General features: G+C 75.3%; 18 protein-coding genes. 10 read left to right on the forward strand and 8 right to left on the reverse strand.

Annotated features, from left to right (window positions below):
• Nucleotides 1-466: 466 nt before the first annotated feature.
• Together CP968_RS28030 and CP968_RS28035 are read right to left on the reverse strand one after the other, a co-directional pair.
• Complete coding sequence (locus CP968_RS28030) at nt 467-1,345, reverse strand: undecaprenyl-diphosphate phosphatase (protein WP_150520634.1); 879 nt, start codon at nt 1,343-1,345, stop codon at nt 467-469.
• Between the two features lie 48 nt (nt 1,346-1,393).
• Nucleotides 1,394-2,122, reverse strand: coding sequence for a TVP38/TMEM64 family protein (locus tag CP968_RS28035; protein WP_150520635.1), 729 nt, complete (start codon nt 2,120-2,122; stop codon nt 1,394-1,396).
• Nucleotides 2,123-2,435: 313 nt separating this feature from the next.
• Here CP968_RS28035 and CP968_RS28040 point away from each other — a divergent pair, with 313 nt between their 5' ends.
• A complete protein-coding gene (locus CP968_RS28040; RefSeq protein ID WP_150520636.1) occupies nt 2,436-3,281 on the forward strand; it encodes a patatin-like phospholipase family protein in 846 nt (281 codons plus the stop codon).
• A gap of 78 nt (nt 3,282-3,359) precedes the next feature.
• A complete protein-coding gene (locus CP968_RS28045; RefSeq protein ID WP_150522169.1) occupies nt 3,360-4,151 on the forward strand; it encodes a spermidine synthase in 792 nt (263 codons plus the stop codon).
• Between the two features lie 22 nt (nt 4,152-4,173).
• On the opposite strand, the gene CP968_RS28050 is transcribed toward CP968_RS28045, so the two are convergent.
• Nucleotides 4,174-5,514 carry an MFS transporter gene (locus tag CP968_RS28050; RefSeq protein ID WP_150520637.1) on the reverse strand — a complete coding sequence of 447 codons (1,341 nt, stop codon included), beginning with the start codon at nt 5,512-5,514 and terminating at the stop codon, nt 4,174-4,176.
• Nucleotides 5,515-5,589: 75 nt separating this feature from the next.
• The gene (locus CP968_RS28055; RefSeq protein ID WP_150520638.1) at nt 5,590-6,612 is read right to left on the reverse strand and encodes a DUF8017 domain-containing protein; all 1,023 of its coding nucleotides are present in this window, start codon (nt 6,610-6,612) and stop codon (nt 5,590-5,592) included.
• 96 nt (nt 6,613-6,708) lie between these two features.
• Here CP968_RS28055 and CP968_RS28060 point away from each other — a divergent pair, with 96 nt between their 5' ends.
• The 3 genes from CP968_RS28060 (at nt 6,709) to CP968_RS28070 (ending at nt 10,570) form a co-directional block, all read left to right on the forward strand.
• Entirely contained in the window at nt 6,709-7,167 is a 459-nt protein-coding gene (locus CP968_RS28060; RefSeq protein WP_150520639.1) for a DUF4442 domain-containing protein, read from the forward strand.
• Nucleotides 7,168-7,329: 162 nt separating this feature from the next.
• Nucleotides 7,330-9,846 (forward strand): beta-glucosidase family protein, encoded by a 2,517-nt coding sequence (locus CP968_RS28065; protein ID WP_150520640.1) that lies wholly within the window; start codon nt 7,330-7,332, stop codon nt 9,844-9,846.
• Nucleotides 9,847-9,904: 58 nt separating this feature from the next.
• Complete coding sequence (locus tag CP968_RS28070) at nt 9,905-10,570, forward strand: DedA family protein (RefSeq protein ID WP_150520641.1); 666 nt, start codon at nt 9,905-9,907, stop codon at nt 10,568-10,570.
• Nucleotides 10,571-10,597: 27 nt separating this feature from the next.
• Here the strand turns inward: CP968_RS28070 and CP968_RS28075 are convergent, their stop codons facing one another.
• Nucleotides 10,598-11,143, reverse strand: a complete 546-nt coding sequence (locus CP968_RS28075) for a gamma carbonic anhydrase family protein (protein WP_150520642.1) — start codon at nt 11,141-11,143, stop codon at nt 10,598-10,600.
• A 186-nt stretch (nt 11,144-11,329) separates the two neighbouring features.
• On the opposite strand from CP968_RS28075, the gene CP968_RS28080 reads away from it, so the two are divergent.
• Nucleotides 11,330-12,100, forward strand: a complete 771-nt coding sequence (locus tag CP968_RS28080) for an acyltransferase (protein ID WP_150520643.1) — start codon at nt 11,330-11,332, stop codon at nt 12,098-12,100.
• Between the two features lie 58 nt (nt 12,101-12,158).
• On the opposite strand, the gene CP968_RS28085 is transcribed toward CP968_RS28080, so the two are convergent.
• On the reverse strand, nt 12,159-12,563 hold the full coding sequence (locus CP968_RS28085; protein WP_150522170.1) for a CoA-binding protein: 405 nt from the start codon (nt 12,561-12,563) through the stop codon (nt 12,159-12,161).
• A 96-nt stretch (nt 12,564-12,659) separates the two neighbouring features.
• On the opposite strand from CP968_RS28085, the gene CP968_RS28090 reads away from it, so the two are divergent.
• The 3 genes from CP968_RS28090 to CP968_RS28100 all read left to right on the forward strand — a co-directional run bounded on the left by CP968_RS28090 (nt 12,660) and on the right by CP968_RS28100 (nt 17,557).
• Nucleotides 12,660-13,286: a YigZ family protein gene (locus tag CP968_RS28090; RefSeq protein WP_150520644.1), complete on the forward strand. Its 627-nt coding sequence runs from the start codon at nt 12,660-12,662 to the stop codon at nt 13,284-13,286.
• A 93-nt stretch (nt 13,287-13,379) separates the two neighbouring features.
• Nucleotides 13,380-14,549, forward strand: a complete 1,170-nt coding sequence (locus tag CP968_RS28095) for an exonuclease SbcCD subunit D (RefSeq protein WP_150520645.1) — start codon at nt 13,380-13,382, stop codon at nt 14,547-14,549.
• Nucleotides 14,546-17,557: an AAA family ATPase gene (locus CP968_RS28100; protein ID WP_150520646.1), complete on the forward strand. Its 3,012-nt coding sequence runs from the start codon at nt 14,546-14,548 to the stop codon at nt 17,555-17,557. Before CP968_RS28095 ends, CP968_RS28100 begins: the two co-directional genes overlap by 4 nt.
• On the opposite strand, the gene CP968_RS28105 is transcribed toward CP968_RS28100, so the two are convergent.
• Nucleotides 17,547-17,993, reverse strand: coding sequence for an Lrp/AsnC family transcriptional regulator (locus CP968_RS28105; RefSeq protein ID WP_150520647.1), 447 nt, complete (start codon nt 17,991-17,993; stop codon nt 17,547-17,549). The two genes, CP968_RS28100 and CP968_RS28105, sit on opposite strands and share 11 nt — an antisense overlap.
• Before the next feature lie 117 nt (nt 17,994-18,110).
• Between CP968_RS28105 and CP968_RS28110 the strand changes: the two genes are divergently transcribed.
• Nucleotides 18,111-18,674, forward strand: coding sequence for a rhodanese-like domain-containing protein (locus tag CP968_RS28110; protein ID WP_150522171.1), 564 nt, complete (start codon nt 18,111-18,113; stop codon nt 18,672-18,674).
• Between the two features lie 101 nt (nt 18,675-18,775).
• Here CP968_RS28110 and CP968_RS28115 read toward each other — a convergent pair whose 3' ends face one another.
• Nucleotides 18,776-20,479: a DUF885 domain-containing protein gene (locus CP968_RS28115; protein ID WP_150520648.1), complete on the reverse strand. Its 1,704-nt coding sequence runs from the start codon at nt 20,477-20,479 to the stop codon at nt 18,776-18,778.
• Between the last annotated feature and the right edge of the window lie 29 nt (nt 20,480-20,508).

Genomic DNA, 20,508 nt, shown 5'->3' on the forward strand with positions numbered 1-20,508 from the left:
TTCCTGGCAAAGGCGTTGGGGACGAGCCGATCAACGCCCGCTACCGGTCCGGCTTCTTCAGCAGCGCCAGGTGCAGTCGGTCCCACGCCCCGGCGTCGTTCCACGCGGCCAGGCGCCGCCGGCAGGTCACAGCGGGTCCGTGGCCCTGCTCCTGAGGCGGGTATTCCCCGTGGATCCCGGTAGTCACCGCGTTGCTGGCCCACATCCATACATCCACGCGGTGAGCGGGCAGTACCAGCTGTCGACGCAGTCGTCTGCGGGGCTGTCGCCGGAGGTGTGGCCGCGGGTGGTCGGATAGAGCTTGCCCAGTCGGGCCCGCTCTTCACCCGAAAGATCTCCCCGCCCCGTGTCCCGGGCAACAAGCGCCCTACGGGAGCGTCACACGACCGGTCGGACCCGCCCTGGACCGGACGTGAACCTCGGCCGGCCCGCGCCGCCCGCCGCGCGGAAGTGCCCCTGTGCGTCGCTACGAGCCGGACTCGCCCGCGTGCGGGCTCAGGACGTCCGTGCCGATCAGGGCGAAGAGCAGGATGCCCAGGGCGATGCGGTAGATCACGAACGGCATGAAGCTCTTCGTGGTGATGAACTTCATGAACCAGGCGATGACGGCGTAGCCCACGAAGAAGGCGATGACCGTCGCGAAGATCGTCGGACCCCAGGAGATGTGGCCGGGGTTCTCGGCGACGTCCTTGATCTCGAACGCGCCCGAGGCCAGGACGGCCGGGATGGCGAGGAGGAAGGAGTAGCGGGCGGCCGCCTCGCGGGTGAAGCCCAGCAGCAGACCGCCGGAGATCGTGGCGCCGGAGCGGGAGACGCCAGGGATCAGGGCCATCGCCTGGCACAGGCCGAAGACCAGTCCGTCCTTGACCCCGAGCTCCTTGAGCGTCTTGCGCTCGCGGATCGCGCGGTGCCGGCCGCCCTCCTCGTCGCGCGCGGCCATGCGGTCGGCGATGCCGAGCACGATGCCCATCACGATGAGGGTGGTTGCGGTCAGCCGCAGGTCACGGGCGGGACCCACGATCGCGTCCTTGAACACCAGGCCGAGGACACCGATCGGGATCGATCCGACGATCACCAGCCAGCCCATCTTCGCGTCCTGGTCGGACCGCAGGGCCTTGGTGTAGAGGGAGCGGAACCAGGTGGAGACGATCCGCGCGATGTCCTTGCGGAAGTAGATCAGCACGGCGGCCTCGGTGCCGATCTGGGTGATGGCGGTGAAGGCCGCACCCGGGTCGTGCCAGCCGGCGAACGCCGCGGTCAGCCGCAGGTGGGCACTGGAGGAGATCGGGAGGAACTCCGTAAGCCCCTGGACGAGACCGAGGATTAGGGATTCGAACCAGCTCATGTCGGGGTGCGCTCGTCCTTGTGATCGTCGGGAAGTTCGGGTCCGATGCTAGGGCCCGTGCGGAGCGGCGCTGACCACAGGGGGGTGCCTGGGCGTCGGTTCGTACGGGCTTTCGTGCGTGCGCGGGGGAGCCAGCCGGTGCCGCTTGCGCCAGGCGACCGCTCCCGCGGCCACCACGGAGACCACGATGAAGCCGAACGAGGCGAGGAAGGCGGGCGAGCCGGGGGAGGAGGCGCTGGCCCCGGCGATCACGTACGCGGTGGTGTTCGGGACCACGCCGAGCGCCGTGGCGGAGAGGAACGGGACCCAGCCGCAACGCGACACCGCGGCGCAGTAGTTCGCCACCACGAACGGGACCCCGGGGAAGAGCCGGACCGCGATCATCGAGCGGAACCCGTGCCGACTGAGCTGGCCGTCGGCCGCCTTGAGCCAGCGACCGCGCAGGTACGGGCGCAAAGCCTCCTGGCCCATGCAGCGGCCCAGGCCGAAGGCGATGCCGGCGCCGAGCACCGTGCCGCCGACGGCCGCGACGAGGCCGAACTGCGTGCCGAAGACGGCTCCCGCCGCCAGGTTGAGGAGGGGGCGGGGGACGAAGGCCGCGGCGCACACGCCGTACACGCCTGCGAACAGGAGCACCGCCGTGCCCACCGGGAGCCCGGGGGGCCAGCCTTCCGACAGGAGGCGCTGAGGCTCGTACAGCAGCACCCCCACGCCGGCCGCCGCGAGCAGCACGACGAGGAGCGAGAGCCGGAGCCACGGCGCGAGGAGGAGGGACATTCCGGGAGACTAACCGACCTGTACGGACTCGCGCCGTCCGCGGTACCGCACGCTGTTGAACGGACGGCGACGCGCGGAGGTTCCCCCGCTGGCCCGGCGGATGCCCGCCCGCGGAGCCCGCTCGGGCGCAGTGACCAAGGACACGCCCGCGCAACAGTTCCCGAGGGCTGCCCGGACGCCCGGAGCGGCCACGGTGACGTCCGTCGGGGGCGGCCGGCCGCAGCCGGTGCCGGTCCGACCGTGGTGGCGACGGGCGGTCTGCGGCAGACTGCCCGTCGTCACCACGGGCACGCACGGCAGTCGGGAGCGGGCGATGGGCAGCGGTACGGCACTGGTACTGGGCGGCGGGGGACTGACCGGCGTCGGCTGGGAGTGCGGGATCCTCTACGGGCTCGCCCGCGCCGGAGTGGACCTCACCACCGCCGACCTGGTCGTCGGCACCTCCGCCGGATCGGTGGTCGGCGCCCAGCTGACCTCCGGCCGGCTCACGGCGCGGGAGTTGTACGAGCGCCAGCTCGGCGACCCCGTCGGGGAGCTCCCGGCCCGGCTGGGGGCCGGCCTGATCGCCCGCTACGCGCTGGCCGTGCTCCGCTCGCGCGAGGCCACGGCCTACCGCCGCCGCGTCGGCGCCCTCGCCCTGGCCGCGGACACCGGCTCCGAGGCCGAGCGGCGCACGGTGCTGGAGGGCCGGCTGGTCTCCCACGCGTGGCCCGAGCGACGGCTGGTCGTCACCGCCGTCGACGCCCTGACCGGCGACCTGAGGGCCTTCGACAAGGACGGCGGCAGCGGACTGGTCGACGCCGTCTCGGCGAGCTGCGCGGTGCCCGGGGTGTGGCCGCCCGTGACGGTCGGCGGGCGCCGCTTCATCGACGGGGGCGTCCGCTCCGCCACCAACGCCGACCTGGCCGCCGGCCACGACCGGGTGGTCGTCCTCGCCCCGATCGCGCGCGGGACCGCACTGGTCCCGGCGCCGTCCGCGCAGGCGGCCCGGCTGCGGGCGGCGGGCGCGCGCGTCCTGCTGATCACCCCGTCGGCCGCCGCGCGCAAGGCCTTCGGCCGCAACGTCCTGGACCCGGCCCGGCGGGACCCGGCCGCGCGGGCCGGCCTGGCGCAGGCCGCCGAGCTCGCCGAAGCGGCCGAGGCGGTCTGGACCGGCTGACCGGGCCCCGACAATGGTCGGGTGAGCGACGAACAGATCCCGGTGCTCCGGGACGTGGACCAGGGCACCGCCAAGCTGATGCCGGACGTGGACCGGGAGCGGGCCTGGCTGCTCACCGTCGACGGGGCGCCGCAGTCCTACGTGGACCTGGACGACCCGGAGCACCTGGAGTTCGAGTACGTCCGCCGGCTCGGGCACGTCCTGGACTGCGCCGCGCCGCCCGGCCGCCCGCTGGACCTGCTGCACCTGGGCGGCGGGGCCCTCACGCTGCCCCGCTACGCCGCGGCCACCCGGCCCGGATCGCGGCAGGCCGTCGTGGAGTTCGACGCGGGCCTGTCGGACCTGGTCGCCGAGCACCTGCCGCTGCGGGCCGGAGCCGGGGTGACGGTGCACACGGCCGACGCCCGGGCCTGGCTGGAGGCGGCCCCCGCGGCCTGCGCGGACCTGGTGGTGGCGGACGTGTTCGGCGGCTCGCGGGTGCCGGCCCGGCTGACCTCGGTGGAATACGCGCGGGAAGCGGCGCGGGTGCTGCGGCCCGGCGGAACGTACGCGGCGAACCTCGCGGACGGGGCGCCGTTCGGGTTCCTGCGGGGGCAGTTGGCCACCTTCGGGGCGGTGTTCGGACATCTCGCGCTGGTGGCGGAACCGGCCGTGCTGCGCGGGAGGCGGTTCGGCAACGCGGTCCTGCTGGCCTCGGACGCGGAGCTGCCGGTGGCCGCGCTGGCCCGGAGGTGCGCCGGTGACGCGTTCGCGGCCCGGGTGGAGCACGGCGCCGGGCTGGCCCGGTTCACGGGCGCGGCCCGGCCGGTGGGCGACGCGGAGGCGGTGGCGTCGCCGGAGCCGCCGGAGGGCGCGTTCGGCATCGGCTGACCGGCGGACCCGACCCCGCCCGTCAGGCTCCGGCGATCCCGGCGGGGCTGGGCTTCGCCGGGTCGGCCGGGTCGGCGGGGTGTGCGACGGCGGCCGGAGCCGGGTGGGCGGCTCCCGGGCGGCGGGTGATGCGGCGGACGTCGGGCACCAGCAGGACCGCCGCCGTGGGCAGCAGGACGAGGGCCGCGCAGCCCCACAGCGCGGGGGACCGGCCGAACGCGGACTCGGCCGGTCCGGCCAGGGCGGTGGCCAGCGGGGTCATCGAGATCGAGCCGAACCAGTCGTAGGCGGAGACGCGGGAGAACTTCTCCTCCGGGATCTCCTGGTGCATCGTCGTCATCCAGTTGACGCCGAAGACCTCGATGGAGACGCCGCTGACGAACATCACCGCGCACAGCCCCCACGCGGGCAGCGGTACGGCCAGCGCCGCCGAGGGCAGGGCCATCGGGAACACGCAGAGGGTGCCGACCAGCAGCAGCCGCCGGGGCTTCCAGGCCATCATCAGCACCGCGCCGCCGATGGTGCCGACGCCGAAGAAGGCCAGGGCGATGCCCCACGGCGCCGCCCCGCCCAGGTGGTCCCGGGCGACCAGGGGCCCGTACACCGCCTCGGCGGCGCTGATCACGCCGACGACCACCGAGAACTGGAGCACGATGCTCCACAGCCAGGGGCGGGTCCTGAACTCCACCCAGCCCTCGCGCAGGTCGGCCAGCAGACCGCCGCCCGGCTCCCGCTCGGGCACGTGGCTCACGTCGAGGAAGGCCCGCATCGCACCGGCGACGGCGAAGGCGCCGGCGTCGACGGCCAGCACCCAGCCCGGCCCGAAGGCCGCGATCATGGCGCCGCCCAGGGCGGCGCCGCCGATGCCCGCGCCGTTCATGGACATGCGGAAGAGGGCGAAGGCGCGGTTCGCGTGCTCGCCGGAGACGGTGGACAGGAGCATGCCCTCGGCGGCCGGGTTGAAGAAGGCCGTGCCGGTGCCGCACAGGGCGGTCAGCAGCATCATCTGCCACAGCTGTGGATCGCCGGCGAGGACGAGGACGGCGAAGGCGGCCTGCGAGACGCAGTTCAGGGCGTTGGCGGCGACCATCACCCGGTGCCGGGGCAACCGGTCGGCCAGCGCACCGCCGATGAGGAGGAAGAGGACGAGCGGCAGCGTGCGGGCCGCCGTCACCAGGCCGACGTCCCAGCCGGAGCCGCCGGTCTCCAGGACCGCGAACGCGGCCGCGATGAGCGCCCCGTGGCTGCCGAGGTTGGTGACGACCGCGGCGCCCGTCAGGAGGGTGTAGTTCCGGCCCGCCCACTCGGGACGGCGGCGGCGTGCGGGCGTGGGGGACGGGGCGGCGTCGGGGGCAGGACTCACCCCCGGACTATCCCCGCCCCGGGCCGAGAATCCAAACCGATTGTCTGCCGGGGACGGGGGTCGGTGGCGGGTGTGTCAGCCCGCGGTGAGGCGCACCGAGCTGAGGATCTTGTCGAGGGTCGCCTGGGGCACCTCGTCCGGGACGCCCGCGGCGCCGTAGAAGACCCAGGTCGAGAAGTCACCGTTGGCGGTCTTGAAGCTGAAGGCGACGGACTTGCCGTCCGAGGAGCACTTGTTCTCCTTCGGCAGGCCGCTGACGCTCGCCGTCGCCGTGTGGCCCTTGAGCCCCGAGGAGGTGGTGTACTCCTTGGGCTCCGACACCTTGGTGGTGCCCTTGGGCGCCTTCTGCGCGTACGCGGCGAACGCCCAGTTGCCGGCCTCGTTGCGGACGGCTTCGGCGGTGTCCTTGGCGCCCTGGCCGCCCTTGGTGCCGGTGCCCGCCAGCGAGGTGGACTCCTCCCGGCCGTCCTTGTTCGAGTCGACCTTGCACCAGTCCTCCTTGAGGTAGGCGGGTCCACTCATGGTGATCAGCGGGGAGCCGTCGTTCTTGCTCTCGTCCTCGAAGCCGACGGCCATGCCGGCGCCCAGCACGTTCCACTCGGGCGGCACGTCGAAGGCGGTGCCGTACTTCGGGTTCAGGACGACCTTCCAGCCGGGGATCACCGGCTTGACGTCTCCGCCGGCCCGCGGGTTGGGGCTGCTGCCGGCCGGTGCGGGCGCGGAGGCCGGCGGTGCGGAGGGGGAGGCGACCGGCTTGTCGTCGGCCTGCGTCTTCTTGTCGTCCCGGGTCAGGACGAACGCGCCGGTGGCCGCGGCCGCCACGACGACCGCCGAGGCGGCCACGATGGCGACCGTCCTGGTCGCGAACGGGCTGCCGCCGCGCGGGGGCTGCGGGGGCGGCGGCTGGGGCTGGCCCCAGGGCTGGACGGGCGGGGGCGGCTGGTAGCCCTGCTGCGGGTAGCCGTACCCGGGCTGCTGGTCACCGCACCCGGGCTGCTGGTACGGGTTCGGCTGCCCCGGCTGCTGCTGGTACGGGTTCTGTTGCGCGTCCCGGGGATTCTGTTCGCCCCCGGGCGGCTGCTGCTGTCCTGGCCACATGGCCGGTAACCATAGTGGGAGGGGGTGGCGGCGGCCACGGTCGCCCCCGGTCCGGCTCTGGCCAAGCGCATCTACTCGTGGGTAACATCGCGTGTCATGAGCGCAGACCAGATGAACGTGGGCGAACTGCTCGCCGCGACCGTGCCGATGGCCCGGACCTTGAACCTCCAGTTCCTGGAGACCACCCCCGAGCGCGCGGTCGTCCGCCTGCCGGACCAGCCCGAGTACCACAACCACGTCGGCGGCCCGCACGCCGGCGCCATGTTCACCCTCGCCGAGTCCGCGAGCGGCGCGATCGTCCTGGCCGCATTCGGCGAACAGCTCTCGCGGGCCGTACCCCTCGCCGTGAGGGCCGAGATCGGCTACAAGAAGCTCGCCAAGGGCGTCGTCACCGCCACCGCCACCCTCGGCCGCCCCGCCGCCGAGGTCGTCGCCGAACTCGACGCCGGCGGCCGCCCCGAGTTCCCCGTCACCATCGCCATCCAGCGCGAGGACGAGGCCGTGACCGGAGAGATGACCGTGGTCTGGACGCTCAGGCCCAACGCCGCGGGCTGAGCCCCGGCGGGACGCCGACGCCGTACCGCAGCCGCCGCAGGGCTGAACCTGCGGGGCCCGGTGGCGCGTCCGGCCGCCGTGCGGGGGGCCGCGGCGCACAGTGGACGGCGGGAGCGGTCCGGCGCGGGCCGCTCCCGCCGTCCGATGCCGCAGGGAGCGCCCATGAGCGAGGCCGTGTCCAGACGTTCCGCGATCCGGCTGCTCGCGGCGGCCGGGGCCGCGCTCGGGGCGGCCGGCTGCGCGCCCACCGTGCCGGCGGGCGCCGGGCGCGCGGCCACCCCGGCCGCGGCCGCGCCGCCGCCCGCCGCCGGCGGCGCGGGGGCCGACGCCGCCCACCGCGTGGAGTCCCTGCTCGGCCGCCTCACCCCCGCGGAGAAGACCGCGCTCCTGCACGGCGCCCGCGACCCCGCGCCCCTCGGCCAGAGCGGCTACGTACCCGGCGTGCCCCGGCTCGGCATCCCCCCGCTGCGCTTCGCCGACGGGCCCGCCGGCGTACGGGTGGCCAAACCGGCCACCGCGCTGCCGGCGCCGGTGCTGCTCGCCTCCGCCTTCGACCCGTCCCTCGCCCGCGCGTACGGCCGGGTCCTCGGACGGGAGGGCCGGGCCCTGGGTGTGGACGTCCTGCTGGCGCCCACGGCCAACCTCATCCGCACCCCGTACGCCGGCCGGAACGCCGAGGCCTTCGCCGAGGACCCGCGCCTGACCGCCGACCTGGTCGCCGAGGTGGTGCGCGGCATCCAGGACGAGGGGCTCGTCGCGGCGGTCGGGCACTTCGCCCTCTACCACCAGGAGCAGGGCCGCGACACGATCGACGCCGTCGTCTCGGAACAGACCATGCACGAGACCGAACTGCGCGGCTTCGAAGCGGCCGTCGCCGCCGGAGCGGGCGCCGTGACGGCCGCCTACCACAAGGTCAACGGGGTCTACGCCGCCGAGGACCGGGCCCTGCTCGACGGACTGCTGCGCGGTGCCTGGGGGTTCGACGGCTGGGTGCTGTGCGACCGGGACGCGGCCCGCAGCACCGTCGCCGCCATCGGCGCGGGCCTCGACATGGAGCTGCCCGGCGGCACCCGCTTCGGCCGACCGCTCGGCGAGGCCGTGCGCGGCGGCTCCGTCTCGCAGACCACCGTCGACCTGGCCGTGCACCGGATCCTCGCCGCCATGGACCGGTTCGGGCTGCTGGCCGACCACCCCGCCCCCCGGCCCGCGCGCGACGCGCCGGCCGGGGCCCGCACCGCCCGCGACGTCGCCGTCGCCGGGGCCGTGCTGCTGCGCAACGAGCGGGCCACCCTGCCGCTGGCGGGGGTCGCCGCCCGCTCCATCGCGGTGATCGGGCCCACTGGCCTGGCGCCCTTCGTCAGCGGCGGCGGCAGCGCGCACGTGGTGCCCGACGCGGCCGCCGCCCCCCTCGCCGCGATCCGCCGACGGGCCGGCAGCGCAGCCGCCGTCCGCTCGGCCGTCGGCGAGGACCTGTACGGCCGCCCGCTCCCGCCGACCCTGCTGACACCCCCGGCCGACCTCGACGACCGGGCCGTGGACGCCGAGCGCGACTGGAGCCACGAGGGCGTCTTCACCCTCCCCGCCGACGACGAGTGGACCCTCCTCGTCCACTACACCGGGCAGCGCCCCGGCGTGCGCCTCGACGGCGAGGAGCTCTTCCCCGTCCGGCCGGGCGCGGCCGAGCAGTTCGCCGGCGGACTGCTGGGCACCGCGCCCGACGGGCTGGCCGTGCGCCGCCGCACCCTCCCCCTCAAGGCAGGCCCGCACCGCCTCGCCGTGACCGCCCGCGGCGGCCCGCGCGGCCAGCGGCTGCGGCTGCGGCACACCACCCGGGCGACCCGGGCCGCGGACCTCGCCGAGGCGGTGACCGCCGCCAAGGCCGTCCGCAGCGTCGTCCTGTTCGCCTACGAGGACGCCACCGAGGGCGCCGACCGCACCTCGCTCGCCCTGCCCGGCGGCCAGAACGCCCTGATCGAGGCGGTCGCCGCCGCCAACCCGCGCACCACGGTCGTGCTGAACACCTCCTCCGCCACCACGATGCCGTGGCTCGCCCGGACGGGCGCGGTGCTCCAGACCTACTACCCGGGCCAGGAGGGCGCCGCGGCCACGGCCGACGTGCTGTTCGGCGACGCGGACCCGGGCGGCCGGCTCACCCAGACCTTTCCCGCCGACGAACGGGCGACCCCGTTTGCCGGGAACCCGCTGCGCTACCCGGGGGTGGGCGGGCGCCAGGAGTACTCGGAGGGCGTCCACGTCGGCCACCGCTGGTACGACGCGCAGCGGGTGGCCCCCCTGTTCCCGTTCGGGCACGGCCTCTCGTACACCTCCTGGGCCTACGAGAAGCTGCTGGTGCGGCCCGAACACGGCGGCCTGCGCGTCGAGTTCACCGTCCGCAACACGGGCCGGCGCAAGGGCACCGAGGTGGCCCAGGTGTACCTCGGACCGTCCCCGGAGCTGAAGCTCGACCAGCCGGTGCGCGCCCTGGCCGGATACCGGCGGCTCGCCCTCGCGGCGGGCGCGGCGCAGCGGATCTCGGTGCACCTCGACCCGCGGGCGCTGTCGTCCTGGGACCCCGAGCAGCACGCGTGGGTGCTCGGCACCGGCTCCCGGGAGGTGTGGGCGGGCCGTTCCTCGCGCGAACTGCCACTGCGGGCCAAGGCGGTGGTGAGGAGCGGCTAGGCTGCCCGTTCGGCGCGTCACAGGGGGCGCGCCGGTGAGGACTCGGGAGGACGTACCGGTGCACATCCAGGAATGGCTGGAGACGATTCCGGCGGTCAGCATCTATCTCCTGGTCGGGCTGGTCATCGGCCTGGAGAGCCTCGGCATCCCGCTGCCGGGGGAGATCGTCCTGGTCAGCGCGGCGCTGCTCGCCTCGCAGCACGGCGCGGTCGACCCGGTGGTCCTGGGGATCTGCGCGACGGCCGGGGCGATCGTCGGGGACTCGATCGGCTACGCGATCGGGCGCAAGGGCGGCAAGCCTCTGCTGGAGCGGCTGGGCCGGCGCTTCCCCAAGCACTTCGGACCGGACCACGTGGCCCTGGCCGAGCGCTCCTTCGAGCGGTGGGGCATGTGGGCGGTCTTCTTCGGGCGGTTCGTGGCCCTGCTGCGGATCTTCGCCGGGCCGCTGGCCGGCGTGCTGCACATGCCGTACTGGAAGTTCCTGATCGCGAACGTCTTCGGCGGCATCCTGTGGGCCGGCGGCACCACGGCCGTCATCTACTCGGTCGGCATCGTCGCCGAGCCGTGGCTGAAGCGGTTCTCCTGGACGGCGCTGGCGCTGGCCGTCCTGTTCGGGCTCGGGGTGACGCTGGTGCTGCGCAGCCGGATGAAGAAGGCGGCAGCGGCGGCGGGGGCCGCCGGGGCCCACCCCGCCGCGACGGCCCCGGCGGCCGTCACCGACTGACGGCGCACCGGGGTCCCGGCCGCCGGACTACGCCGGCGCCACCGCGGCGCGGTGCTGCGCGGCCAGCTCCCGGTACATCGCCGCGTTGACCTTGATGCCCTCGCGCTCCTCCTCGGTCAGCGGCCGCCGCACCTTGGCGGGGACGCCCGCGACCAGCGAACCGGGCGGCACCACCAGGCCCTGCGGGACGAGCGCCTGGGCGGCCACCAGGGAACCGGCGCCGATCACCGCGCCGTTCAGGACGGTCGCGCCCATCCCGATCAGGCAGTCGTCCTCGACCGTGCAGCCGTGCACGACCGCGTTGTGGCCGATGGAGACGCGCGCGCCGATGGACACCGGGAAGCCGGGGTCCACGTGGACCGTGCAGTTGTCCTGGACGTTGCTGTCCGCGCCGAGCGCGATCGGTCCGCAGTCGGCGCGCAGCACCGCCGAATACCAGATGCTCGCGCCCGCGGCCAGGGTGACGTCACCGACCACGACGGAGGTGGGCGCCGTGAAGGCCGTGGGGTCGAGGGACGGGCTCTTGCCGCCCACGCCCGCCACGAGTGCCTGGGCCGCCGCCTGATGCGTCATGTGCTCTTCCTCTGTCTCTCGTCCGCTGTGTCGTCCGACGTCCCGCGGGTCCGTGCGGGCCCGCCGGACGGCTGCCTGCCGCGCTAACGGCACCGTAGGGCACGCCCCGCGCCCGCTCCCGCGATGGGGTGAACATCACAAGGTCGCCGCCCGGACGGCCGCGATCCCGCGCACTACCGTGGCCGGGTGCCGAAGAACCAGAACACGTTCTCCTCCCTCACGGCCCTGCGCCGCAGGCTGGCGAACCGCGCGGTCCACAGCGGCTGGCGCTGGATGCAGCGGGCCGGGGCCGTCACCGCGCAGACACCCGGACGGCTGCGCTTCGGCGCGATCGGGCACGGCACGCGGCTGGCGTTCCCGCAGGGCACCGTCTTCGGGGAGCCGTGGATCCGGCTAGGGGACCACTGCATCATCGGCGAGCAGGTCACCCTCACCGCCGGGATGATGCCCGACCTGGACCTGGGGGCGGAGCCGATGCTGGTCCTCGGCAACGGGGTGGTGATCGGCCGGGACAGCCACGTCATCGCCGACACCCGGATCACCATCGGCGACGACACCTTCTGCGGGCCCGGGGTGTACATCACCTCCACCAACCACAGTTACGACGACCCGCACCAGCCCGTCGGCAAGCAGTGGCCGCGCAGCGCACCCGTCGAGATCGGCCCCGGATGCTGGCTGGGCACCGGAGCCGTGGTGCTGCCGGGCGCCCGGCTGGGCCGCAACGTGGTGGTGGCCGCGGGCGCCGTCGTGCGCGGCGAGGTGCCCGACCACGCCGTGGTCGCGGGGGCGCCGGCGCGGATCGTGCGCCGCTGGGAGCCGGAGACGGGCTGGCAGCCGCCGCTGCGCACACCGGCCCCGGTTCCGATCCCCGAGGACATGACCCCGGAGCAGCTGCGGGGCCTGGCGGCGCTGGCCGAGGCCGAGGCGGACGCGGCGGCCGGGCAGCCCGCGGGATAGCCCACCGTGGCCCGCGCCGCGCGCCCGTGCCGCGTGCCCGTGGTCCGTGCCGCGCGCCCTACAGCGCCGGGATCTCGATGGCCGGGCACCGGTCCATGACCATCTCCAGACCGGCCTGCCGGGTCCGCGCCCAGGCGGCCTCGTCGACCACGCCCAGCTGGAACCAGACCGCGTCCGCTCCGATCGCGACGGCCCGGTCGGCGACCCCGCCCGCCAGCCCGCTGTTGACGAAGACGTCGACCACGTCCACCGCGAACGGGATCTCCTCCAGCGAGGCGTACCCGCGCTCGCCGTGCACCGTCTCGGCCTTGGGGTGCACCGGGACCACCCGCTTGCCGAACCGCTGCAGCACGCGCGCCACGCCGTACGCCGCGCGGTCCTGGTTGCCGGACAGGCCCACCACGGCCCAGGTGTCTCCGAGCTCGGTGAGGATCTTGCGGATGGTTGCCGGATCGCCGTACACGGGCGCCGCCTCCTGCTGCTCCGGCCCGGCACTGCGCCGGGCGTCCTGCCCGGTCAACGGCGGGGACACCTGTCCGATTCCCCGTAGGGTGGAGCGGTGAAGGCAGACCAGTACGCGACGGTGGCCCGCGAGGGCGTCCACGAGTCGGAGATCAACCGCTCGCGCTTCCTGTGCGCGCTCGCGCCCGCCGCGACCGAGCGGGAGGCGCAGGACTTCGTCGCGCGGATCCGCCGGGAACACCCCACCGCCTCGCACCACTGCTTCGCCTACGTCATCGGCGCCGACGCCTCCGTCCAGCGGGCCAGCGACGACGGGGAGCCCGGAGGCACCGCCGGGGTCCCGATGCTCCAGATGCTGATGCGGCGCGACGTCCGCTACGCCGTCGCCGTCGTCACCCGCTACTACGGCGGCGTGAAGCTCGGCGCCGGCGGCCTGATCCGGGCCTACGGAGGAGTCGTCGGCGAAGCCCTCGACACCCTCGGCACCGTCACCCGCCGCCGCTACCGGCTGGCCACCGTCACCGTCGACCACCAGCGCGCCGGCAAGGTCCAGAACGACCTCCGCTCCACCGGCCGGACCGTCGTCGACCTGCGCTACGGCGCGGCGGTCGAGATCGAGGTCGCCCTCCCCGAGGCCGACCTGCCCGCCTTCGGGGCCTGGCTCGCCGACAGCACGGCGGGCAGCGCCACCCTGACGCTCGGCGGAGAGACGTACGCGCCCTGAGGGACGCGTTAGCGTAGAGGGGTTCCACAACCACCGAGCGGGCGGCCGAGCGCGGCGACCAGGGGGAGACGACATGTGCGGCGGGGCCGGCGAGTGAAGTTCCTGCACACCTCGGACTGGCACCTCGGCCGTGCCTTCCACCGCGTCAACCTGCTCGGAGCCCAGGCGGCCTTCGTCGACCACCTCGTGGACAGCGTCCGCGCGCACGGGGTCGACGCCGTGCTCGTCGCCGGCGACGTCTACGACCGTGCGGTGCCCCCGCTGCCCGCCGTCGAGCTGTACGACCGGGCCCTGCACCGGCTCGCCGAGATCGGCGTGCCCACCGTCATGATCTCCGGCAACCACGACTCCGCCCGCCGCCTCGGTGTCGGCGCGGGCCTCATCGACCGCGCCGGCATCCACCTCAGGACCGACCCGGCCGGGTGCGCCGACCCCGTGGTCCTGGCCGACGAACACGGCGAGGTGGCCCTCTACGGGCTGCCCTACCTGGAACCGGCCCTGGTCAAGGACGAGTTCCGCGCCGAGAAGGTCGGCCACGAGGCGGTCCTGGGCGCGGCCATGGACCGGATCCGGGCCGACCTGGCCGGCCGGCCCGCCGGCACCCGTTCCGTCGTCCTCGCCCACGCGTTCGTCACGGGCGGCCAGGCCAGCGACAGCGAGCGGGACATCGCCGTCGGAGGCGTCGAGGCCGTGCCCGCGTCCGTCTTCGACGGAATCGACTACGCCGCCCTCGGCCACCTCCACGGCTGCCAGACGATCAACGAACGCGTGCGCTACTCCGGTTCCCCGCTCGCCTACTCCTTCTCCGAGGCCGACCAGCGCAAGTCCATGTGGCTCGTCGAGCTCGGCGCCCGCGGGGAGATCGCCTCCGCCCGGCGGATCGACACCCCCGTCCCGCGCCCCCTCGCCCGGATCCGCGGCCGGCTGGGCGACCTGCTGGAGGATCCCGCGCACACCGCGCACGAGGCCTCCTGGGTCGAAGCCGTCCTCACCGACCCGGTCCGCCCCGACGACCCCATGGCCCGGCTCCTGGCCCGCTTCCCGCACGCCCTCACCCTCGGCTTCGACCCCGAGGGCCGCCCGCAGGAGACCGGGGCCTCCTACGCCCAGCGGCTGCGCGGCCGCAGCGACCAGGAGATCGCCGAGGACTTCGTCGCCCACGTGCGCGGCGGCGGCCCGGCCGACGAGGCCGAACGGGCCGTGCTCCAGGGCGCCTTCGACGACGTACGGGCCGACGACACCCGCCGGGAGACCCACCGATGAGGCTGCACCGGCTCAAGATCACCGCCTTCGGCCCCTTCGCCGACCCCCAGGAGATCGACTTCGACGCGCTCTCCGGCGCCGGGATCTTCCTGCTCCACGGACCCACCGGCGCCGGCAAGACCTCCGTCCTCGACGCCGTCTGCTACGCCCTCTACGGATCCGTGCCCGGCCCGCGCCAGGCCCCCGGCACCAGCCTGCGCAGCGACCACGCCGCCGCCGGCACCCCGACCGAGGTCACCCTCGAACTCACCGCGGGCGGCCGCCGCCTGGAGATCACCCGGCGCCCCGAACAGGACCGGCCGAAGAAGCGCGGCACCGGCACCACCAAGGACAAGGCGCAGACCTGGCTGCGCGAGCACACCGGCGACGGCTGGGCCGCGCTCAGCCGCTCCCACCAGGAGGTCGGCGAGGAGGTCGAGCAGCTGCTCGGCATGAGCCGCGAACAGTTCTGCCAGGTCGTCCTGTTGCCACAGGGCGAGTTCGCCCGCTTCCTGCGGGCCGACGAGGCCGCCCGCGGCCGACTGCTCGGCCGGCTCTTCGACACCCGCCGCTTCGCCGCCGTCGAAGCCCTCCTCGGCGAACGCCGCCGCGCCGCCGAGGCCAAGGTCCGGGCCGGCGACGAGCAGGTCCTGCACACCGCCCAGCGGCTCGCCCAGGCCGCCGGCGACAGCGCCGACCTGCGCGACTGGCCGCTGCCCCGCCACCAGCCCGGCGACCCCGGACTCGCCGAGGCCGTCCGCGCCTGGTCGGCGGTGGCCCGCTGCGCCGCCCGCGAACGCCTCACCGTCACCGAGTACGCGCTCGCCGCCGTCGAAGGCCGGCACGCCGCCGCCCGGCGGGCCGCCGAGGACGCGCGCGAGCTCGACCGGCTCCAGCGCCGGCACGCCGAGACCACCCGCCGGGCCGCCCTGCTCGCCGAGGAGGCCCCCGAACGCGAACGCGTCCGCGCCCTGCTCGACCGGGCCCGCCGCGGCGACCTCGTGGCCCCCGCCCTGGAGCTGCGCGGGGCCGCCTGGGCCGCGCACCTGGCCGCCGCCCACGCCGAGGCCGCCGCCCGCGCCGCACTCCCGCCGGCCCTCGCCGAGGCGGGAGCCGAACAGCTCGACACCCTGGAACAGCGGCTGCGCGGCGACCTCGGCGCGCTCGGCGCCGCCCGCCGCGCCGAGCAGCGCAGCGCCGGTATCGGCCGCGAGCGGGCCGACCTGGAGCGGGAGGCCCGGGCCGCCGAGGAGCAGGACCAGGAGTCCGGCGAGTGGCTGGAGCGCTGGGACACCACCCGGGCCGCCCTCGCCGGGCGGGTCGACCGCGCCCAGCAGGCCGCCACCCTGGCCGAGCAGCTCGCGGGCCGCCTCGAACCGGCCCGCATGCAGCTGAACGCGGCCCGGCGGCGCGACGAGCTCGCCGCCGAGGCCGACCGCACCGCCGGCGAACTGCTCTCCGTGCGCGAGGAGTCGGCCGCCGCCCGACAGCGCTGGCTGGAGCTCAAGGAGGCCCGGCTGCGCGGAATCGCGGCCGAGCTCGCCGAAGCGCTGGCCGCGGGGGAGCCCTGCGCCGTCTGCGGGTCCGCCGAACACCCCGCCCCCGCCCGACCCGCCCCCGGTCACGTCGACCGGGCCGCCGAGGACGCCTCCCACGAGGCCTTCGAGCGGGCCGAGGAGGCCCGGGGCGCCGTCGAGCGGCGGCTCGCCGCCCTGGAGGAGGCCCGCGCCGAGGCCGCCGGCGCCGCCGGCGACACCACCACCGCCGCACTCCTCGACCTGACCGCCGATCTCAGCTCCCGGCACGCCGCCGCCCACGCCGACGCCGCCGCCCTGCACTCCGCGCGCGAGCGGCTGGCCCGCGCCGAACGCGAACACGCCACCCGCAGTGCCGACCGGCTCGACGCGGAACGCAGGGCCGCCGCCCGGGCCTCCCGGCGCGAGGCCCTGGAGCGCGAACAGGCCTCCCTGGAGGAGGAGCTCGCGCTCGTCCGGGGCGACGCCCCCACCGTCGCGGCGCGCGCCCGGACCCTGGAGGACCGGGTCCGCATGGTCTCGGCCACGGCGCTCGCGCTGCGCCGGGCCGACACCACCGCGGCCCGGCTCAAGGAGGCCGACGACCAGCTCGCCGACGCCGCCTTCAAAGCCCGGTTCGACACCGTCGAGGCCGCGGCCGACGCGGTGCTCCCCGCCTACGAACGCACCGCGCTGCAACACCGCCTGGACGCCTGGCAGGCGGAGGAGGCCATGCTCGCCGACCGGCTCCGCGAAGCCGGCGCCGCCGAGGCCGCCCGGTTGCCGCCGGCCGCACCGGAGGCCGCCGAGGCCCGCGCGGTGCGGGCCGCGGCGAAGCTCCGTACGGCCGGCTCGGCCTTCGACGCGGCCCGCACGCGCTGCGCCGACCTGGACGCGCTCTCCCGGCAGGCCGAGGCCGAACTGCGCGCCCTGGGACCGCTGCGGGAGGCGTACGAACGGGTGGCCCGGCTGGCCGGGCTCACGGCCGGCACCTCCGCCGACAACGAGCGCAAGATGCGCCTGGAGGCGTACGTCCTGGCCGCGCGCCTGGAACAGGTCGCCGCCGCCGCGACGGTACGGCTGCTGCGGATGTCCGGCGGCCGCTACACCCTGGTCCACTCCGACGCCCGCGCGAGCGGCCGCGGCCGCTCGGGCCTCGGGCTGCACGTGCTGGACTCCTGGACCGGCAGCGAGCGGGACACCGCCACCCTGTCCGGCGGCGAGACCTTCTTCGCCTCGCTCGCACTCGCCCTGGGCCTCGCCGACGTGGTCACGGACGAGGCGGGCGGCATGCGGCTGGACACCCTCTTCATCGACGAGGGCTTCGGCAGCCTCGACGACCAGGCGCTGGACGAGGTGCTCGACGTACTGGACTCGCTGCGCGAACGCGACCGCAGCGTCGGCATCGTCAGCCACGTCGCCGACCTGCGCAGCCGGGTCCAGGCCCAGCTGGAGGTCGTCAAGCAGCGCGGCGGCTCCGTGGTGCGCCACCGCACCGCAGCGCTCACGGACTGAGCGGGCGGCGGGGCAGTGGCGAGGAGTACACGACGCTCGTCGTCACCGAGCCGAGCCCCGAGATCCGGCCGGTGAGCTCTTCCAGGTGGGACATCGAGCGGGCGGCGACCTTCAGGACGAAGCAGTCGTCGCCGGTGACGTGGTGGGCCTCCAGGATCTCCGGAGTGGAGTCGAGAAGGGCGTGGAACGGCTTGTAGTTGCCGTGCGGATAGCGCAGCCGGACCAGTGCCAGGATCGATTTGCCGAGCCTCTCCGCGTCGACCACCGCCGTGTACCCCGTGATCACGCCCACCTCCTCCAACCGGCGGACCCGCTCGGTGACGGCGCTCGCGGACATGGAGACGCTGCGGGCGAGCTCGGTGAAACTGGCGCGGCCGTCGCGCTGGAGGACTTCGAGGATGCGCCAGTCGGTGGCGTCCGGGGAATAATCGGTCATCTGCCAGAAATAGCAGGGAATTCCCTGGTGGAACAGGGGTCGCGCCGGGGAATGCCACTTCTTCGGGTCGGTGTCGGATCATAGATTGGCCGCATGACGACGACACCACCACCACCGATGACGGGGACGCGCACCGCCGCCCGGCCCGCCGACGCGAGGGCGGCGAAGGGGGCGGCCACCGCTCCGGACCCGGACGCGGCCCCCGTCAACCCCGTGCTGCGGATTCCGCCGGCCCCGCCCGCCGTGGCGGCCGCCCACTTCGCGGCCGCCCTCGCCTTCCACGCGGACGTGTCCGACGTCGCGGCCGCCCTCGCCGACCACCGCGAGCGGGGCGCGGAGCCAGGCTTCCAGCTGGTCGACTCCCGCTCCACCGCGGCCTGGGACCAGGCGCACGTGCCCGGCGCCGTCCACCTGCCGACCGCCCTCGTGCCCGAGCGGGCGGGGCGGCTCCTGGACCCCGCCGTGCCCGTGGTCACGTACTGCTGGGGCCCCGGTTGCAACGGAGGGACCCGCTCGGCCCTCGCCCTGGCCGAACTCGGCTACCAGGTCAAGGAGATGCTCGGCGGCATCGAGTACTGGATCCGGGAGGGCTTCGCGGTGGAGACCCGGCGGGGCGGGCGCCGGCGCACCGCGCCCGACCCGCTGACCGCCCCCACCGCTGCGGCCGACTGCGGCTGCTGAGGCCGCCCGCACACGGCAGCGGCCCGGCCGCCCCGTCCGGGGCGGCCGGGCCACCGGCCACCGGCCACCGGACGCACCGGTGGCGGGTGCCGGGCCGGTGCTCAGAGCTTCGACAGCTCGTCCACCAGGTCGTCCAGCCCCAGCGAACCCTGCGACAGGGCCGCCATGTGCCAGGCCTTCAGGTCGAAGGAGTCGCCGCGCGCGGCGCGGGCGTTCTCCCGGCCGAGCAGCCAGGCGCGCTCGCCGAGCTTGTAGCCGATCGCCTGTCCCGGCATCGACAGGTAGCGGGTCAGCTCGCTCTCGATGAAGTCCGCCGGGCGGCCGCTGTGCAGGCCGAAGAACTCCTGCGCCAGCTCCACGGTCCAGGTCTCGCCCGGGTGGAAGGGGGAGTCGGCGGGGATCTCCAGCTCCAGGTGCATGCCGATGTCCACGATGACCCGCGCCGCCCGCATCATCTGGCAGTCCAGGTAGCCCAGGCGCTGCTCGGCGTCCTTGAGGTAGCCCAGCTCGTCCATCAGCCGCTCTGCGTAGAGCGCCCAGCCCTCCGCGTTGGCGCTGACCAGGCCGACGCCCGCCTGGTAGCGGGAGAGCTGGTCCGCCACGTGGGTCCACTGCGCGAGCTGCAGGTGGTGGCCGGGGACGCCCTCGTGGTACCAGGTGGAGACCAGGTCGTACACCGGGAAGCGGGTCTGGCCCATCGTCGGCAGCCAGGTGCGGCCCGGGCGCGAGAAGTCCTCCGAGGGGGACGTGTAGTACGGGGCGGCGGCGCCGCCGGGCGGGGCGATCCGCGACTCCACCCTCCGCACCCGCTCGGCGAGTTCGAAGTGGGTGCCGTCGAGGTTCTCGATGGCCTCGTCCATGATGCCCTGCAGCCAGGCCCGGACCTCGTCCACGCCCTCGATGTGGGTGCCGTGCTCGTCCAGGTGCCGCAGCGCCTCCCAGGGGCCGGCGCCCGGCAGGATCTTGGCCGCTTCGGCCTTCATCTCGGCGAGCAGCCGGTGGTACTCCGCCCAGCCGTAGGCGTACGCCTCGTCCAGGTCGAGGTCCGTGCCGTTGAAGTACCGCGACCAGCGGGCGTACCGCTCGCGGCCCACGGTGTCCGGCCGGCCCTCGACGGCCGGGGCGTACACCGCGACCATCCAGTCGTGGAGCGCGGACAGGGCCGCGGTGGCCCCGGCGGCCGCCTCGTCCAGCTCGGCGCGCAGTGACGCGGGGCCGGCGGCGGCGAAGGAATCGAAGAACGAGGACGCGGCGTCGTCCCGGCCGGCCCAGGAGGCGAGCTGGCCGATCATCGTCGCCGTGGGGCGGGGGCCGCCGTACAGGCCGCGGTCCAGGCCCAGCTGCAGGCTCTCGCGGTAGCCGGCGAGGGCCTGCGGCACGGCGCGCAGCCGCTCGGCGATGGCCGACCAGTCCTCCTCGGTCTCGGCCGGGGTCAGGGTGAAGACCTCGCGGACCGAGTGCACGGGGGAGTGGATGTTGCTGACGGCGCGCAGGTCCTCGTCGGCCTCGTGGACGGCGAGTTCGGCGTTCAGCCGCTCGCGCAGCAGGCGGGCGCAGCGGCGCTCGGCGTCGCTGTCCGCACCCGGCAGCCGCTCGGCGGCGTCCAGGCGGGCGAGGGTCGTGCGCGACAGCTCGGCCGCGGCGGCACGGCCGGCCGGGGAGAGGTCCGGGAGGCTGCCGGAACTCGCGGCGACACCGAGATAGGTGCCGGTGATGGGGTCGAGGGCGACGAGGTCGTCGACGTACGCGTCGGCCACCTGGCGGGGCAGACCAGTGGCGCTGCCGTTGTGGAGGATCTCTGACATGCGGACATCTTCGTACGCGGATGCCGATG

Source organism: Streptomyces subrutilus (assembly GCF_008704535.1).
In the GTDB taxonomy this organism is placed as follows: Bacteria; Actinomycetota; Actinomycetes; order Streptomycetales; family Streptomycetaceae; genus Streptomyces; species Streptomyces subrutilus.